The following is a 17,223-nucleotide window of genomic DNA, read 5'->3' on the forward strand; positions in this document are numbered from 1 at the left end:
AAAATCCCGCCGGAGATGACCGGCGGGATCTTCCTGTTTCGACCGAAAGGATCAGGCCGCGGCGCGGCGTTCCTTCAGTTCCTCGTTCAGCATCTCCGCAAGCAGGAATGCGAGTTCGAGGCTCTGCGCCGCGTTAAGGCGCGGGTCGCAATGCGTGTGGTAGCGATCGGCAAGGCCTTCGTCGGTGATGGCGATGGCGCCGCCGGTGCACTCCGTCACATTCTGCCCGGTCATTTCGGCATGGATGCCGCCACCGAAGCTGCCCTCGGCGCGGTGCACGGCGAAGAAGCCGCGCACTTCGGCCAGGATGCGGTCGAAGGGCCGCGTCTTGTAGCCATTGGCCGCCTTGATGACGTTGCCGTGCATCGGGTCGCAAGACCAGACGACCGGATGACCTTCCTTCATGACCGCGCGAACGAGCTTGGGCAGGCCCGCCTCGATCTTGTCATGACCGTAGCGCGTGATGAGGGTGATGCGCCCGGCCTCACGCGAGGGGTTCAGGATGTCGAGCAGGCGGATCAGCGCGTCGGGCTCAAGGCTCGGGCCGCACTTCATGCCGATCGGATTGCCGATGCCGCGCAGATATTCGACATGCGCCGACCCTTCGAACCGCGTGCGATCGCCGATCCAGAGCATGTGCGCGGACGTGTCGTACCAGTCGCCGGTCAGCGAATCCTGCCGGGTCAGCGCCTGCTCATAGGGGAGCAGCAGCGCTTCGTGGCTGGTGTAGAAGCTGGTCCCGCCAAGCTGCGGCACGGTTTCGGGCGAAAGGCCGCAGGCGCGCATGAAGTCGAGCGCCGCACCGATCTGGTCAGCGACCGCGTCGAACTTCGCGGCGAGCGGGCTGCGGCCCATGAAATCGAGCATCCAGCCATGGACACGGTCCAGGCTCGCATAGCCCCCCGTCGAGAAAGCGCGCAGCAGGTTGAGCGTCGCGGCCGACTGGTTGTAGGCGCGGACCATGCGTTCCGGATCGGGTTCGCGCGACTCTGCTGTGAAACCGATGTCGTTGACATTGTCGCCGCGATAGCTGGGCAGCTCCACGCCGCCGATCGTTTCCGTATCGGCCGAGCGGGGCTTGGCGAACTGGCCCGCCATGCGGCCGACCTTCACCACCGGCAGCTTGGACGCAAAGGTCAGCACCACCGCCATCTGCAACAGCACGCGGAAAGTGTCGCGGATGTTGTTGGGGTGAAACTCGGCGAAGCTTTCGGCGCAGTCGCCGCCCTGCAGCAGGAAGGCCTCGCCGGTCGTGACCTTGGCGAGTTCAGCCTTCAGGTTGCGCGCTTCGCCGGCAAAGACGAGCGGGGGAAACTGGCTGAGCTGACCTTCCACGGCGGCAAGCGCCTGTGCGTCACGATAGACGGGCATCTGAATGCCCTTATGCTCGCGCCAGCTTTCCGGCGTCCACTTCGCCGTCACGTCTTTTCTCCCAAAGCTATAGAAATAGGGGCCGCCCCTACGCTGATGTAGGGGCTAAAGCAAGTTTATACCAGCGGCGGAGGGCAACGGGTGGCGCTGAGGCGCGGCGGGCACGAAAGCGATATGGGGCTTGGTAAACCCGCAGCCTCTCCACCCGCCCTATCGCGGCGTCACTTCTCGCACGGATAATGTCCGTTCAAGGCCACGCTGACCAGAACCGAAGCGGGCGCGTTGCGTTGGTCAGGATAGCGTTGGAGATAGGCAACGACGATCTTTCGCACTTCTTCAGCTTGCATCTTGTCGGGCCAGCAATTGGGGAGCGCGCGGCCGATGAACACGTCTTTCTTGATGCCATCCACCGCCCCGACGATGTAGGCGGTGCAAGCCAGCGCATATTCGGGCGCCTTGTTGCGGCACTTCGCAAGCAATGTGCTGCCAGTTTCGAACATGAAATTCTGCGCAGCTACCGGGGACGCGGCAGCGGGGCTTACAGCCGAAAGAAGCAGCGCCGCTGCGAGTTGCAATTTCATGGGTCGATGGTGCCCTTCCGCCATGATCCTGTCCAGCCGGACAAGCGCAATCGTGGCACGGCCCACCGCATCATAACGGTTTCGTAACCATATGGTAAATAAGGGCATTACCCTAGTTCCAGCCGCCAATCCCAGCGCAGCGGGTCGCCGTCCATGACCTCCACTCCACGAGCGATCAGAAGGTCCCTGATCTCGTCGGACAGAGCGAAATCCTTCGCAACGCGCGCGGACTGGCGACGGTCCAGTTCCGCTTCAATCTCTTCAGGCGTGATTTGCGCACCCTTTGGCATGACACGCAAGTCGGCCCGGCTAAGCTCCAGAAGGTTGAGCCCGAGGGCTTGATCAAAGGCGGCGACGAGGCAGAGCTTTTCATCCACCGGCACCTTCTTGAGCGCAATGGCTTCTTCCAGAAGGGGCAGGGCGCGAGGCGTCATCAGGTCGTCGCTGATCGCCGCGTCAAATTGTTCGAGCAGCGGAGAAAGCTTGGGGTGCAGGTTGGTGCGAAGATAGTCGAGGCGCGGAGACTGCCAGGTCACGCCCTCTGCTCGCGCTTTGAGACCCTCGACAGCCATCACCAGCCGCTTTAGACGGGTGAGGGCCGCGCCGACGCTTTCCGCGCTGAATTCCAGTTCGCTGCGATAATGAGCGCCAAGGCATAGCAGGCGATAGGCGAGCGGATGCACGCCCGCGTCGATCAGCGAGAAGAGGGTGGTGAAGCCGCCCTTCGACTTGCTCATCTTGCCCTGGCGATCGACCAAGAAGTTGTTGTGCATCCACCAGCGTGCGCCAGTGAAGCCGGGCTGGGCGTCGGTGCAGCCGCAATAGGCCTGATTTTGTGCGATCTCGTTGGGATGGTGGATTTCGCGATGGTCGATGCCGCCGGTGTGGATATCGAACGGGTGGCCAAGGCGCGCCTCGCTCATTACCGAGCATTCAAGGTGCCACCCCGGCGCACCTGTGCCCCAAGGGCTGTCCCACTCCATCTGCCGCTGCTCCCCGGGTGGGGACTTGCGCCAGATGGCGAAGTCGGAGGGATTGCGCTTGCCCGCGACCGGATCGATCCGGGCGTGGGCGGCGTCGTCCCGCCCGCCAGCCAGGGCGCCGTAATCGGGCACGCTGCTGCTGTCGAAATAGAGGCCGCTTTCCAGTTCGTAGCAATGCGCAGGGGCGATCTTCTTCGCGAACTCGATCATCTGCGGGACATAGTCGGTGGCGACCGTCCATTCGCTTGGCTCGATGATGTTGAGGTCCGCGATGTTCTGCTTGAACGCGTCGGTATAATGCGCCGCTATGTCCCAGATGCTTTTTGCCTGAGCGCGGGCGGCAGCCTCCATTTTATCATCGCCCGCGTCTGCGTCGCTGGTCAGGTGCCCGACATCGGTGATGTTGATGATGTGGGTGACGTGCATGCCTTTCCACAGCAATGTACGGCGCAGCGTGTCAGTGAACACATAAGCGCGCAGATTGCCGAGATGAGCGTAGTTGTAGACGGTCGGGCCGCAACTGTAGACGCGCGCATGGCCGGGGTCGATCGGGGCAAAAGGTTCGACGGCGCGGGTAAGGCTGTTGAACAGGCGCAGCGGGGCGTCGGCATGCTGATCATGGGGCATGGTGAAGCCATGTCGCGAACCGCATCGGGGGTCAACAGCGGACTATCGCCTGATAAGCGCTATTTCTTCAGCGAGCGAGATGTTTGAAAACGGATGAGGGCGGATTGGATGGATGAGACCGGTTGGCTCTGGCCATCGTAGGCGACAGGTGGATTGTAGCTTTGCGTCAGCTGATGGCATGCGATAGCGCCCAGCTGTCCAAGTTCTTGAAGTGGGGACGAGCCGCCGGGCAGGGGCGCGCAATCGGCAATTCCTCCATCGGCAGAGACCTCAAGTGCAACGCGAATATCCGCCGGATCTGGCGATCCGGAAGGCAACCGGGCCACGGTCAGCGCCACGACATGTTTTGGCGGCGCAGGCGGCAGGTTTTTCGCGGAAAGCGGAAGGTGATCCGGTGAAGATACAGGCCCGTCGTGGCTTGCCCTTTCCTGTCCATCGCCGGACTGAAACGGGCACGCTGCATAACCGTTTCACAAACGGATCGGGAGAAGGCCGATGGGCGCACAGGATCGCACCGTAACGGCATTCCGGACGAAGATGTCGTGATATGGGCGAGAAAATAGCCCCGCTCCGCCACTTGCAGGGACGTTGGAGGATAATCTTCTTCTCTGACCCAATCAGCTGCGTCGATGGGATGCGGAGGCGTCAACGGCGCAGCGGCGAGAAGAAAAAGGGGGACAATGCTTCACCTTATCTGTGTATGAGAATGATAATCGATATCTATTATTTTATTGTAACAAATTGTTTCCGGCGGGCCGATCCCTTGCCTTCACGTGTTCGACCTCCAATATTGCTTGTGCGGGCCGGGCCCCTCTGGCGGTTGGATAATCCAATCGTGATGTCGGACCGCATCGAGTGCGCTCGGTGCAGGTTCGTGGGCTTTATCCCCCCTCAAAGCTCCACGAAGACCGCGCCGGGCCACTCGATCCAATCAGAAGTTTGTTTTGAAGGATGGAGTTTTTACGCCGTGAACAATCCCGTTCGTACACCAAATTATGGGACGACGCAGGCGGCGCAACATGACGCCGGGCTGCGCAGTCACATGCTGGGCGTCTTCCGCAACATGGGGATCGGCTTGGTCATCACTGGCTTGGTCGCTGCCTTTATCGGCAATACGCCAGCGCTGGCCGCCGCGATCTTCAATACGCCGCTGAAGTGGGTGGCGATCTTCGCGCCGCTGGCGTTCGTGTTCTTCTTCAGCTTTCGCATCGAAAAGATGACTACGGCTGGCGCGCGGACGGCTTTCTGGGCCTTCTCGGCCGTCATGGGTGTGTCGTTGGCCAGCATTTTCCTGGTCTTCACAGGCGCCAGCATAGCGCAGGCCTTTTTCTCGGCGGCGGTGATGTTCCTTGCGATGGCGCTGTGGGGCTATACCACCGGGCGTGACCTGTCGAAGATGGGGTCATTCCTGATCATGGGCCTGATCGGTATCCTGGTCGCCAGCCTCATCAACATCTTCATCGGCTCTTCGGCCATGCAGATGGTGATCTCGATCATCGGCGTCGTGGTCTTCACCGGCCTGACCGCCTGGGACGTGCAGCGCATCAAGTCGGAATATTTCTACTATGCCGGTCATGAGGTCGCGCAGAAGATGCAGGTGATGGGCGCGCTGTCGCTGTACCTGAATTTCGTGAACCTGTTCCAGATGCTGCTGAGCCTGACGGGCGAACGGGAATAATGATGCGCACGCCCGAAGCCGTGTCGGCGATGCTCTGCCCGGTCTGTCATGTCGGACTATCGATGACGGACCGGCAGGGGGTGGAGATTGACTATTGCCCGCAATGCCGGGGCGTGTGGTTGGACCGGGGTGAACTCGACAAGATCATCGAGCGGTCGGGGACGGCCACCGCAGCGCCACCGCCTCAGCAGCCTCATTATCGGCCTGATCGCGATTATCGTGACGATGGCCGATATTATCAGAAGAAGCGCAAGAAGAGCTTCCTGGAAGAACTGTTCGATTAGGACGGCCGTTGCGCCGTCCCTTTTTTGAAGCGCTTGCCTCTGCCCGCTGATCCTTTAGAGCTTTCCTTCAGTTCCACTTCGCGGCCAGGATTTTAATGTCGATAAGCAATGCACCTCAGATGGAGGTCACCCCCGTCATTCTCGCCGGGGGATCTGGCACTCGCCTTTGGCCGTTGTCGCGCAAATCCTATCCCAAGCAGTTCGTGCCGCTGCTGGGCGAAACGACATTGTTCCAGTCGGTCGCGCGGCGTCTTTCCGGCAAGGCTGAGAAATTTTCCTTTGGTCGGCCGTTGGTCCTCACCAACTCGCTATTCCGCTTCATCATCGCCGAGCAGTTGGCAAAGGAGAATATCGATCCGCAGGCCATCCTAATCGAGCCGGAAGGGCGCAATACGGCCCCTGCGATATTGGCCGCGGCGCTGCATCTGGTGGCGAGCAAGCCGGATGCTGTCATGCTGGTGGCGCCTTCGGACCATGTCGTGCCCGATGTGTCGGCATTTCATGAAGCTGTCGGCAAGGGCCTCGGGGCGGCGCAGGGTGGCGACCTTGTGACTTTCGGGATCAAGCCGACGCGCCCGGAAACCGGCTATGGCTATCTTCAGGCGCAGAGTAAGCCTGACGGAACGGGCGAGCCGATCAAGCTTGCTAGCTTCGTTGAAAAGCCCAATGCGGCCCGGGCGGAAGAGATGCTGGCGACAGGTGATTATCTGTGGAATGCGGGCATTTTCCTGTTCGCTGCCAAGGATTTGATCGCGGCCTTCGAGCAGCATGCGCCGCGCATCCTCACGGCTGTGCGCGGGGCTGTCGAACAGGCGGAAAGCGATCTCGGCTTCCTGCGGCTGGCCCCGGAACCTTGGGGAGAGGCGGAAAGCGTCGCAATCGATTATGCGATTATGGAGCGGGCGGCCAATCTGTCGGTCGTACCGTTTGACGCCGAATGGTCTGATCTGGGCGGTTGGGACGCCGTTTGGAGCCATTCGCAGCCTGATGACAATGGGGTTGCGCTCTCGGGCGCGGCGACGGCGTTGGATTGCCGCGACACATTGCTGCGGTCGGAAAGCGAGGGGCTGGAGTTGGTCGGGCTCGGTCTCGACAATATCGTCGCGGTTGCGATGAACGATGCGGTGTTGATCGCAGACAAGTCGCGCACGCAGGATGTGAAGCTGGTCGTGGAAGCGCTGCAACGCAAAGGCGCATCGCAGGCGGAGGCATTTCCGAAGGATCACCGGCCATGGGGCTGGTATGAGAGCCTGGTGGTCGGCTCGCGCTTTCAGGTGAAGCGCATCACCGTGCTGCCCGGCGCGTCTCTCAGCTTGCAGAGCCATTTCCACCGGTCTGAACATTGGATCATCGTCGAGGGCACGGCTAAGGTGACGGTGGGCGAGGAGGTGCAGTTGCTGTCAGAGAACCAATCCGTCTATGTGCCGGTGGGGGCAGTGCATCGGATCGAGAACCCGGGGCGTATCCCGATGGTGTTCATCGAGGTGCAGACCGGGTCCTATGTGGGCGAGGATGACATTGTGCGCTATGAGGATCGTTACGCGCGCAATTGATCTGCATTGGTCCCGCTGCGGTTGGGAACTGAGATGAGGGCCGGGTCCGGCTCACGAGATCCCAGCTTCCGCTCCGGATGACGATGTTAGGCTAGTGGGCCGCTCCCCAACTGGGGCCGTGTCCGATTTCCACGCCTAGGGGCACGCTGAGCTTCACGATCGGTTCGGCTGCCGTTTCCATCACCTGACGGATGACGGTGCTGGCCTGTTCCACATCAGCTTCGGGCAGTTCGAAGACCAGTTCGTCATGGACCTGAAGCAGCATCTTCACATTGTGCAGACCCTCAGCCGCGAGCACTGGGCCCATGCGGACCATTGCGCGCTTGATGATGTCGGCGCTGGTGCCCTGGATCGGCGCGTTGATCGCGGCGCGTTCGGCACCCTGGCGTTCGTGCTGGATCGGTGCCTTGATACGCGGGAACCAGGTTTTGCGGCCGAAGAGCGTTTCAGTGTAGCCGCGCGCGCGCGCCTTCTCGAGCGTGTCGGTGATGTAGAGGCTGATGCCCGGGAAGCGCTCATAATAGCGGCTGATCATGTCTTGCGCTTCGTCGGCGGTGATTTCCAGCCGCCCGGCAAGGCCCCAGCGGGAGATGCCGTAGAGGATGGCGAAATTGATCGTCTTGGCCCGGCTGCGGGTGTCGCGGTTCACTTCTCCGAACAATTGCTCGGCGGTCGCGGCGTGAATGTCCTCGCCCGCGAGGAAGGCTTCGCGGAGGGCGGGAACGTCCGCGATATGGGCGGCGAGGCGCAGTTCGATCTGGCTATAGTCAGCCGCGAGGATCACATTGCCGGGTTCGGCAACGAAGGCGTGGCGAATCTGGCGGCCGACTTCGGTACGGATCGGGATGTTCTGGAGATTGGGGTCGGTCGAGGAGAGGCGGCCGGTCTGCGCGCCGGACAGCGAGTAGCTGGTGTGGACGCGGCTTGAATCCTTGTTGATCTGCGCCTGGAGCGCGTCGGTGTACGTGGATTTGAGCTTTGACAGCTGACGCCAGTCGAGCACTTTTCCCGCGATCTCCGCGCCTTGCGCTTTCAGCTGCTCAAGGATGGTGACGTCGGTGGAATATGCGCCGGACTTGCCTTTCTTGCCCCCTTTGTAGCCCATCTTGTCGAACAGGATCGCGCCCAGCTGCTGGGTCGATCCGATGGCGAAGGGCTGGCCCGCGATGGCGTGTATCTCGCCCTCCAGCTTGGCGATTTCGGCGGTGAATTCGGCAGACAGGCGGGAGAGGGCTTCGCGATCGACCTTGATGCCTTCATGCTCCATCCTGGCGATCACGGCGACGAGCGGGCGGTCGACCAGTTCATAGACGCGGGTTGCGCCTTCGTTCGCGATGCGGCTCTTGTAGATTTTCCACAGGCGCAGCGTCACGTCGGCGTCCTCGGCGGCATATTCGGTCGCCTTGTCAAGCGGGACTTCGGCGAAGCTGATCTGGTTCTTGCCGGTGCCGCACACATCCTTGAAGCTGATGCATGTGTGATTGAGGTGCACCTTTGCCGCTTCGTCCATGCCATGGCCCGCCAGGCTTTGCCCGGCGTCCAGGTCGAAGCTCATGACGATGGTGTCGTCATAGGGTGCGATTTCGATGCCGTGGCGGTGCATGACGGTCAGGTCATATTTGAGGTTCTGGCCGATCTTCAGGACGCTGTCGTCCTCCAGCAGCGGCTGGAGCTTTGCAAGCACAAGGTCCTTGGGCAGCTGCTCCGGCTTCTCCGCGAACATGTCCTTTCCACCATGGCCCACAGGAATGTAGCAGGCCGCGCTTGGGCCGACCGCAAGGCTGACGCCGACGAGCGCGCAGGACACGCAGTCGAGCATGTCGGTTTCGGTGTCGATCGCGAGCAACCCTTCGGCATGGGCAGCGGCGATCCAGCGGTCGAGCGCCTCTTCCGTCACCACCGTTTCGTAGAGGCTCCGGTCGATCGGCGGTTCTTCCTCCAGCGCCGGAGCGGCGGGCGGCGTGCTTTCGGTAACAGCAAGCGCGGCGGTTGCGACGGCAACGGCGGCAGCGGGCGCGCCGAGGCGCGTCAGGAGCGACTTGAAGCCATGATGTTCCAGGAAGTTCTGGAGCGGTTCAGGCGGAATGCCCTTGAGCGTCAAGTCCTCCAGAGGTTCTGGCAGATCCATGCCGTCGTGCAACGCTACCAGCCTGCGTGAGAGGCGGGCCATGTCGGCATGGGCGATGAGGTTTTCCTGCATCTTCGACTTTTTCATGCTCGGGGCGGCTTCGAGCGCGGCTTCCAGACTGCCATATTCGGTGATGAGCTTGGCGGCGGTCTTGGGGCCGATGCCGGGGATGCCGGGGACATTGTCGACGCTGTCGCCCATCAGCGCGAGGACGTCGCCCAACTGCTCCGGCTGCACGCCGAACTTGGTCATGACATAGTCCGCGCCGCGCCGCTCATTCTTCATCGTGTCGTACATGTCGACGCCGGGCTGGATGAGCTGCATCAGGTCCTTGTCGGAACTGACGATGGTGACGTGCCAGCCAGCCGCGACGGCGGCCTTCGTATAGCTGGCGATGATGTCGTCGGCCTCGAACCCCGCTTCCTCGATGCACGGCAGGGAAAAGGCGCGGGTCGCGTCGCGGATCATCGGGAATTGGGGGACGAGATCCTCGGGCGGCGGGGGCCGGTTCGCCTTGTAGGCGTCGTACATTTCGTTGCGGAAGGTCTGGCTGCCCTTGTCCAGCACCACCGCAAGATGGGTCGGGCCTTCCGCCTTGCCCAGTTCCTCCGCCAGCTTCCACAGCATCGTCGTATAGCCATAGACCGCGCCGACCGGCTGGCCGTGCCGATTGGTGAGCGGGGGGAGCTGGTGGTAGGCGCGGAAGATGTAGCCGCTGCCGTCGACGAGGTAGAGATGATTCTGGGCCATGGGCGCAGGGGATAGCCGGTTAGGGCGGCGCGCTCCAGTGGCTTGGGTGCGATGTGGCCGGTGCCACCATCATGCAGGCCTCTGCCGGGATTTCGATTCGCCTTGGCCGAGCGGAAAATAGGCAGCCTGCGGATGGGGAAGGGTGAAGAAATGGCGGATTTCCGCCGAAGTTCACAGTGTATGCGCGCGCGAGGGCGGGCGCGCGTGTGCGCGAGGGCGTGATGTGCCGGACGTTTTCAAAGAGGTAGTGAGGATAGGCTGACGGGCGACAAATAGGACAGGGGTGAAATTGCGCCGTGTTGGAGAAATAGGATGCTTTTTCAGGGAGGTGTGGCTGTTTGGTGACGCTGTGTGCCCGTTCCATGTCGGAGGACGCTGCGAATGAGAGGCTAGGCGGGGCGATGTAGACTGAGATGCCAGCTTGCGCTGGCATGACGGATGGGGCCGGTAAAGCCGGGCGCGGATATTCCCCCTATTCCTCTGAATGGACGAGGGGGAAGGTCCGTGTTTCCCCTGACGGCCCCTAGATGTGCATCATTTCCGTGGCTTAAGGATTAAGAGGCTTTGCATGCTCGATCTCACTTCCGCGCCAGCTATATTTCTCCAGCCGCATGCGGACGATGCGGCTCTATCCTGCGGGGGAACCGCGGCCGCCATTGCGGCTGCTGGACGGTCCAGCCACATTATTACCTTGTTCGCCGGGGAGATCGTACCGCAACTTGTCAGCAGCTTTGCCGAGTGGAAACATTCGCGCTGGAACCTTACCGATCCGGAGGAGGTGATCGATATTCGGCGGTCCGAAGACGCTCAGGCGGCGCAGACGTTGGGCTGTTCAGTGCGCTGGCTCGGCTTGCCCGATGTGATCTATCGCGGAGATACGGTCACGTCGGACGATGAATTGTTCGGGCCTATCGACGCGAATGGCTTGGCGCTGGCCGACCATCTTGTCGACGAGCTGACAAGCCTGCCTGAGTGGCAGCCTTCGGCGACCGTGTTCGTGCCGCTGGCGATCGGGTCGCACATCGACCATCAGATCGTCTTTGAGACGGGCGTGGGGCTGGCGCGACGGGGGCACCGGGTTTTTGCTTGGGAGGATGCGCCCTATGTCATCCATACGCCCGAGGGGCTTGGCCAAAGGCTGGAACAGGTAAGGGCCCGGCTGGGGCCGCCTGAGCTGGTCGGGATCGAAGAGCAGTTGGAGCGGAAGCTAGATGCGATCCGAGCTTATCGGACGCAGGTTCCGGTGATTTTCCGCTTCACCGATGATTTCAGGGCTGCGACGAGGGAGTTTGCGCGGCAGACTGGCGGAGGTGTGGCGGCGGAGCGGTTCTGGCCGATTTTGTGAGCTTTGGATGAGGCTTGCGCGCTTCCAAGCTAGAGGTGTTTGAGCGATTGGACGTTGCGCTGGCCCACCCCCCGACCCCCTCCCGCTAGCGGGAGGGGGAGTGCTGCGGCGGCTCCTTCCGCCAGCGGGAGGGGGAAGGCTTTACAGGATCTCGCTCACCCGTTCCGGCGGGCGGGCGATGACTGCGCCCTTGTCGGTGATCACGATGGCGCGTTCGATCAGGATCGGGTGGACGGCCATGGCGTCCAGGACGGCATCGTCATTCGTTACATCTAGGCCGATGTCCTTTACCACAGCTTCGCCGTTGCGGAGGGCTTCGGAAGGGCGCACGCCTGCTTTCGCCAGCACCGCTTCGATCTCTGCACGGGCGGGCGAGGTTTTCAGATACTCTACCACCTCGACCTCTACCCCCGGTGTCTCCTCAAGGATCGCTAGCGCGGCGCGCGATTTGGAGCAGCGGGGATTGTGCCAGATGGTGGCCTTCACGCCTGTTCGTCCTTCGCCAACCACTCCTCCAGCCATTTGATGGTGTAGTCGCCGCTGAGGAATTCGGGGTCCTTGAGCAGCTTCTGGTGGAGCGGGATCGTGGTCTTCATGCCTTCGATCACATATTCTTCCAACGCGCGCTTGAGGCGCATGATGCAGCCTTCGCGCGTGCGGCCGTAGACGATCAGCTTGCCGATCATGCTGTCATAATAGGGCGGCACCCTATAACCCTGATACAGGCCGCTATCGACGCGGACGTGCATGCCGCCAGGGACATGATAGCTGGTGACGGTGCCGGGCGAGGGTGCGAAGGTGCGCGGGTCTTCCGCATTGATGCGGCATTCGATGGCGTGGCCGTGAAACTCGATCTCTTCCTGCGCGACGGAGAGCGGCTTGCCCTCAGCAACGCGGATCTGTTCGCGGACGAGGTCGAGGCCGGTGATCATTTCCGTCACCGGATGCTCCACTTGAAGGCGGGTGTTCATCTCGATGAAGTAGAATTCACCATTTTCCCAGAGGAACTCGATCGTGCCTGCGCCGCGATAGCCCATGTCGGCCATCGCCTTGCGCACGACTTCGCCCATGCGGTCGCGCTCTGCGGCGGAGAGGACGGGAGAGGGGGCTTCCTCCAGCACCTTCTGGTGGCGGCGCTGGAGCGAGCAGTCGCGCTCGCCCAAGTGGATAGCGGCGCCATTGCCGTCGCCGAAGACCTGGAATTCGATATGCCGGGGATTGCCCAGATATTTTTCCATATAGACGGTGTCGTCGCCGAACGCCGCCTTGGCTTCCGATCCGGCCTGGCGCATCAGCGTTTCAAGCTGGTCTTCGGATGGCACGACCTTCATGCCGCGCCCGCCGCCGCCCGAGGCTGCCTTGATAAGGACGGGGTAGCCGATCCTGGCGGCGACTTCGCGAGCTTCCTCGACCGTCGACAGCGCGCCATCGGAGCCGGGGACGAGCGGCAGGCCGAGCGCGCCTGCGGTACGCTTGGCTTCGACCTTGTCGCCCATGATGCGGATATGTTCGGGCTTGGGGCCGACGAAGGCGAGGCCATGCGCTTCCACGATTTCCGCGAACTGGGCGTTTTCGGAGAGGAAGCCATAGCCGGGGTGGATCGCATCCGCGCCGGAGATTTCGGCGGCGGAGATGATCGCGGCGATGTTGAGATAGCTGTCCTTGGCCGCGGGCGGGCCGATGCAGATCGCTTCGTCGGCGAGGCGCACATGCATGGCATCGGCGTCGGCGGTGGAGTGCACCGCCACCGTCTTGATGCCCATTTCATGGCAGGCGCGGTGGATGCGGAGCGCGATTTCGCCCCGGTTCGCGATCAGCAGCTTTTCGATGGCCATGTGTGAAGCGGCCCTTATTCGATGACGATCAGCGGCTGGTCATATTCGACCGGCTGGCCATTATCGACCAGCACGGCCTTGACCGTGCCCGCGTTGGGCGCGGTGATGGCGTTCATGACCTTCATCGCTTCGACGATGAGGACAGTGTCGCCAGCCTTCACGGTCGCACCCACGGCGGCGAAGGGAGCAGCGCCCGGTTCCGCCGAAAGATAGGCGGTGCCGACGATGGGCGATCGGACGGCGTTGGCAGCGACGGCAGGCGCAGCGGCTACGGCCGGAGCGGCGGCGGGCGCAGGAGTGGCGACCGGGGCTGCGGCGACCGGCGCGGGGGCATAGGCGATGGCGTTGCCGCCGCTGGCCGCCTTGCGCGCGACGCGGATCTTGCGATCGCCGTCCTCAACCTCGATTTCCGTCAGGTTGGTGTCGTCGAGCAGCGCGGCGAGATCCCGCACCAGCTGCACGTCCACCTGCATTGCGCCCTTTTCAGCCTTGTCGTTCATTTGAAGTCCCTGGACGGTGAAATGTCTTATGTGATGCCCGCGCCTATGCGCATTTAGGCCAAAGCGCAACTTTTGAGCGCCAAAACTGCTCGCGGCTTAAAGTTCCAGCGCGGCTTCCAACGCCAGCATGTAGGACATCGCGCCGAAGCCCGCGATCGTGCCCTTTGCCGCCATGCCGACATAGCTTTTGTGGCGGAACGGCTCGCGGGCATGCGGGTTCGACAGGTGAACCTCAATCACGGGTATGCTGATACCCTTGATCGCGTCATGCAGCGCGATGGAAGTGTGGGTGAGGCCGCCCGGGTTGAGGATGATGGCATGCGCGCTTTCCTCATGCGCTTCCTGGAGCCAGTCGATCAGGTGGCCTTCATGATTGGACTGGCGGAAGTCGATTTCGACATGAGCGCGCTGCGCCGCGTCTTCCATCCGCTCGGCAATGTCGTCGAGCGTGTCATAGCCGTAGATGTCCGGCTCCCGCGTGCCCAGCATGTTGAGGTTGGGGCCGTTCAACACATAGATTTTCCGCGCTTCGGCCATGGCAATCCCCCTTAGCATGTTGCGGCAGGGGCGGCGCCGCCCCTATATGCTGCGCTGATCCTTAGCCTTTCGTGTCGCGCCAAGTCGAGACACGTTTTTGATTTGAAGACAGGACACGAGCATTGCACGTCGACGGCACCTTATCGATCACCATCAATGGCGACCATCGCCGCGTGCGCGCAGGCATCACGCTGGCGGAATTGGCGAGCGAGCTTGGCTTCGCGCCGGAGAAGGTGGCGGTTGAGCGTAACCTGGAGGTCGTGCCCCGGTCGACGCTGGCGCAGGTGTGCGTCGAGGATGGCGATGATCTGGAGATCGTGCATTTTGTTGGTGGCGGCGATGTGTCGGCTGTCGATGAGGATAGCTGGAGCGTTGTGGGCAAGACTTTCCGGTCGCGGCTGATCGTCGGCACCGGAAAATACAAAAATTTCGAGCAGAATGCGGCGGCTGTCGCGGCTTCGGGGGCGGAGATCGTCACGGTGGCGGTGCGGCGCGTGAATGTGTCAGACCCGAACGCGCCGATGCTGACGGACTTTATCGATCCCCGGAAGATCACCTATCTGCCCAATACGGCGGGTTGCTATACCGGTGAAGAGGCGATCCGGACGCTGCGGCTGGCGCGGGAGGCGGGTGGCTGGGACCTCGTCAAGCTGGAGGTGCTGGGCGAAGCGCGGACGCTCTATCCCGACATGGTGGAGACGCTGAGGGCGACGGAAATCCTGGCCAAGGAAGGCTTCAAGCCGATGGTTTATTGCGTCGATGATCCGATCGCGGCCAAGCGGCTGGAAGATGCGGGCGCGGTGGCGATCATGCCGTTGGGTGCGCCGATCGGCTCGGGCCTTGGCATTCAGAACCGAGTGACGATCCGCCTGATCGTCGAGGGCACGAAGCTGCCGGTGCTGGTCGATGCTGGCGTGGGCACCGCGTCCGAAGCGGCCGAGGCGATGGAATTGGGCTGCACGGGCGTGCTGATGAACACGGCCATCGCTGAGGCCAAGGACCCGGTGCTGATGGCGGCGGCGATGAAGGCCGGCGTCGAGGCCGGGCGCATGGCTTATCGCGCAGGTCGGATGGGGAAGCGCATGTATGCCGATCCGTCGAGCCCGCTTGCTGGCCTTATCTAATCCGCCTTCGCCCGAACCGAGCGGGAGCCGCATCACTTTCGCCATTGCAGCAAATTGACCGTCCGGCCGCTTCCGCTTATGGGCTAAACGCATTCAGGAGGAGGAAAAGCGATGGTCAATAAGCTGTACCCCGATGCTGCGTCTGCGTTGGAGGGCCTTCTCTTTGATGGCATGCATCTTTGTGCGGGCGGCTTTGGGCTTTGCGGAATCCCCGAGCGCCTGATCGACGCGATCCGTGATTCGGGGGTGAAGGACCTCACCATCGCGTCCAACAACGCCGGGATCGACGGCGAAGGGCTCGGCAAGCTGCTGCGCACCCGCCAGGTCAAGAAAATGATCAGCTCCTATGTCGGCGAGAACAAGGAGTTCGAGCGGCAGTATCTGAGCGGCGAATTGGAGGTGGAGTTCTCACCCCAAGGCACGCTGGCGGAGCGCTGTCGCGCTGGCGGCGCTGGCATTCCGGGCTTCTACACCAAGACGGGCGTCGGCACGGCGGTCGCTGAAGGCAAGGAAGTGAAGAATTTCGACGGGCAGGATTATATCCTGGAACGCGGCATCTTTGCCGATGTGTCGATCATCAAGGGCTGGAAGGCGGATGAGAGCGGCAACCTCATCTTCCGCAAGACTGCGCGCAACTTCAACGCCCCCATGGCGACCGCCGCCAAGATCTGCGTCGCCGAAGTCGAGGAAGTGGTGCCGGTCGGCAGCCTGAACCCCGACAGCATCCATCTGCCCGGCATTTATGTGAAGCGCATGATCATCGGCGCGCCCTACGACAAAAAGATCGAATTCCGCACTGTTCGCCAGAGGGAGACCGCCTGATGCCTTGGACTCGTGACGAGATGGCCGCGCGGGCGGCGAAGGAGCTCAAGGACGGTTTCTACGTGAACCTTGGCATCGGTATCCCGACGCTGGTGGCGAACCATATTCCGGCGGGTGTCGAAGTGACGCTTCAGTCAGAAAACGGCATGCTGGGCATCGGCCCCTTCCCCTATGAGGGCGAGGAGGATGCGGACCTGATCAACGCAGGCAAGCAGACGATCAGCGAACTACCGAACACGGTCTATTTCTCCAGCGCCGACAGCTTCGCCATGATCCGGGGCGGGCATATCGACCTGACCGTGCTTGGCGCGATGGAGGTCGCGGAAAATGGCGACATCGCCAACTGGATGATCCCCGGCAAGATGATCAAGGGCATGGGCGGTGCCATGGATCTGGTCGCTGGCGTCAAGAAGATCATCGTCGTCATGGAACATACGTCCAAGGACGGCAGCTCGAAATTCATTCCGGCCTGCACATTGCCGCTGACGGGCAAGAATGTCGTGGACATGATCGTCACCGACCTTTGCGTCTTCCAGCGGCCTGACCACGGCAGCCCGTTCAAGCTCATCGAACTCGCACCGGGCGTGACGGCGGAGGAAGTCGCCGCTAAGACCACGGCTCATTATCTGAGCTGAGGAACCGGACATGAGCCTTGAAGGCACTTATGACGAAGGCAATGTCTTTGCACTGATCCTCCAGGGCAAGATCCCTTCGACCAAGCTGTATGAGGATGCGCATACCTATGCGTTCCTGGACATTCAGCCACAGTCGAAGGGGCACAGCCTGGTCATTTCCAAATGGTCCAAGGCGCGCAACATCCTGGAGATCGAGGATGAGGCGCTGGCGCAGGTGATGGCGACGGTGAAGAAGGTCGCAAATGCGACTGCCAAGGCGCTGAAGCCTGACGGTATCCATGTCGCGCAGTTCAACGGTGCGCCTGCCGGGCAGACCGTCTTTCATCTGCATTTCCACATCGTGCCACGCTGGCAGGGCGGGCCGATGGGCTTTTCCGCTCATGCACAGGGCAATTTCGCTGATCCCGCTGCCCTCGAAGCGCTGGCGGAAGAGATTCGTGCCCAGTTCTGAGTCCGGCGCATCCTTCCAT

16 protein-coding genes are annotated in these 17,223 nt (G+C 62.0%); 8 read left to right on the forward strand and 8 right to left on the reverse strand.

Annotated features, from left to right (window positions below):
- Positions 1-51: 51 nt before the first annotated feature.
- The 3 genes from ACYU8T_RS00835 to cysS form a co-directional block, all read right to left on the reverse strand.
- On the reverse strand, positions 52-1,422 hold the full coding sequence (locus ACYU8T_RS00835; RefSeq protein ID WP_461158215.1) for a class II 3-deoxy-7-phosphoheptulonate synthase: 1,371 nt from the start codon (positions 1,420-1,422) through the stop codon (positions 52-54).
- Positions 1,423-1,592: 170 nt separating this feature from the next.
- Positions 1,593-1,952 carry a Rap1a/Tai family immunity protein gene (locus ACYU8T_RS00840; RefSeq protein WP_247234813.1) on the reverse strand — a complete coding sequence of 120 codons (360 nt, stop codon included), beginning with the start codon at positions 1,950-1,952 and terminating at the stop codon, positions 1,593-1,595.
- 107 nt (positions 1,953-2,059) lie between these two features.
- Positions 2,060-3,562: a cysteine--tRNA ligase gene (cysS, locus tag ACYU8T_RS00845; RefSeq protein ID WP_461158216.1), complete on the reverse strand. Its 1,503-nt coding sequence runs from the start codon at positions 3,560-3,562 to the stop codon at positions 2,060-2,062.
- Positions 3,563-4,529: 967 nt separating this feature from the next.
- Here cysS and ACYU8T_RS00850 point away from each other — a divergent pair.
- The 3 genes from ACYU8T_RS00850 to ACYU8T_RS00860 all read left to right on the forward strand — a co-directional run bounded on the left by ACYU8T_RS00850 (position 4,530) and on the right by ACYU8T_RS00860 (position 7,077).
- A complete protein-coding gene (locus ACYU8T_RS00850) occupies positions 4,530-5,240 on the forward strand; it encodes a Bax inhibitor-1/YccA family protein (protein WP_201515018.1) in 711 nt (236 codons plus the stop codon).
- A 2-nt stretch (positions 5,241-5,242) separates the two neighbouring features.
- Positions 5,243-5,524 carry a TFIIB-type zinc ribbon-containing protein gene (locus ACYU8T_RS00855; RefSeq protein ID WP_097092677.1) on the forward strand — a complete coding sequence of 94 codons (282 nt, stop codon included), beginning with the start codon at positions 5,243-5,245 and terminating at the stop codon, positions 5,522-5,524.
- 95 nt (positions 5,525-5,619) lie between these two features.
- Positions 5,620-7,077 (forward strand): mannose-1-phosphate guanylyltransferase/mannose-6-phosphate isomerase, encoded by a 1,458-nt coding sequence (locus ACYU8T_RS00860; RefSeq protein ID WP_461158217.1) that lies wholly within the window; start codon positions 5,620-5,622, stop codon positions 7,075-7,077.
- Positions 7,078-7,168: 91 nt separating this feature from the next.
- On the opposite strand, the gene polA is transcribed toward ACYU8T_RS00860, so the two are convergent.
- On the reverse strand, positions 7,169-9,955 hold the full coding sequence (gene polA, locus ACYU8T_RS00865; protein WP_461158218.1) for a DNA polymerase I: 2,787 nt from the start codon (positions 9,953-9,955) through the stop codon (positions 7,169-7,171).
- Between the two features lie 568 nt (positions 9,956-10,523).
- Between polA and ACYU8T_RS00870 the strand changes: the two genes are divergently transcribed.
- Complete coding sequence (locus tag ACYU8T_RS00870) at positions 10,524-11,300, forward strand: PIG-L deacetylase family protein (protein ID WP_461158219.1); 777 nt, start codon at positions 10,524-10,526, stop codon at positions 11,298-11,300.
- Between the two features lie 141 nt (positions 11,301-11,441).
- On the opposite strand, the gene arsC is transcribed toward ACYU8T_RS00870, so the two are convergent.
- The 4 genes from arsC to aroQ all read right to left on the reverse strand — a co-directional run bounded on the left by arsC (position 11,442) and on the right by aroQ (position 14,172).
- Entirely contained in the window at positions 11,442-11,786 is a 345-nt protein-coding gene (gene arsC / locus ACYU8T_RS00875) for an arsenate reductase (glutaredoxin) (protein ID WP_461158220.1), read from the reverse strand.
- A complete protein-coding gene (gene accC, locus ACYU8T_RS00880; protein ID WP_461158221.1) occupies positions 11,783-13,135 on the reverse strand; it encodes an acetyl-CoA carboxylase biotin carboxylase subunit in 1,353 nt (450 codons plus the stop codon). Before accC ends, arsC begins: the two co-directional genes overlap by 4 nt.
- Positions 13,136-13,149: 14 nt before the next feature.
- On the reverse strand, positions 13,150-13,635 hold the full coding sequence (gene accB / locus ACYU8T_RS00885; protein ID WP_097090963.1) for an acetyl-CoA carboxylase biotin carboxyl carrier protein: 486 nt from the start codon (positions 13,633-13,635) through the stop codon (positions 13,150-13,152).
- A 96-nt stretch (positions 13,636-13,731) separates the two neighbouring features.
- Positions 13,732-14,172, reverse strand: coding sequence for a type II 3-dehydroquinate dehydratase (aroQ, locus tag ACYU8T_RS00890; RefSeq protein WP_097090964.1), 441 nt, complete (start codon positions 14,170-14,172; stop codon positions 13,732-13,734).
- Positions 14,173-14,294: 122 nt separating this feature from the next.
- Between aroQ and thiS the strand changes: the two genes are divergently transcribed.
- The 4 genes from thiS to ACYU8T_RS00910 all read left to right on the forward strand — a co-directional run bounded on the left by thiS (position 14,295) and on the right by ACYU8T_RS00910 (position 17,204).
- Positions 14,295-15,296, forward strand: a complete 1,002-nt coding sequence (thiS, locus tag ACYU8T_RS00895) for a sulfur carrier protein ThiS (RefSeq protein ID WP_097090965.1) — start codon at positions 14,295-14,297, stop codon at positions 15,294-15,296.
- A gap of 111 nt (positions 15,297-15,407) precedes the next feature.
- A complete protein-coding gene (locus ACYU8T_RS00900) occupies positions 15,408-16,118 on the forward strand; it encodes a CoA transferase subunit A (protein WP_097090966.1) in 711 nt (236 codons plus the stop codon).
- Positions 16,118-16,753, forward strand: coding sequence for a CoA transferase subunit B (locus tag ACYU8T_RS00905; protein WP_097090967.1), 636 nt, complete (start codon positions 16,118-16,120; stop codon positions 16,751-16,753). The genes ACYU8T_RS00900 and ACYU8T_RS00905 overlap by 1 nt, the downstream gene beginning before the upstream one ends.
- Before the next feature lie 10 nt (positions 16,754-16,763).
- On the forward strand, positions 16,764-17,204 hold the full coding sequence (locus ACYU8T_RS00910; RefSeq protein ID WP_097090968.1) for an HIT family protein: 441 nt from the start codon (positions 16,764-16,766) through the stop codon (positions 17,202-17,204).
- Positions 17,205-17,223 lie beyond the last annotated feature (19 nt).

The organism is Sphingobium sp. TomMM35A (genome assembly GCF_054771735.1).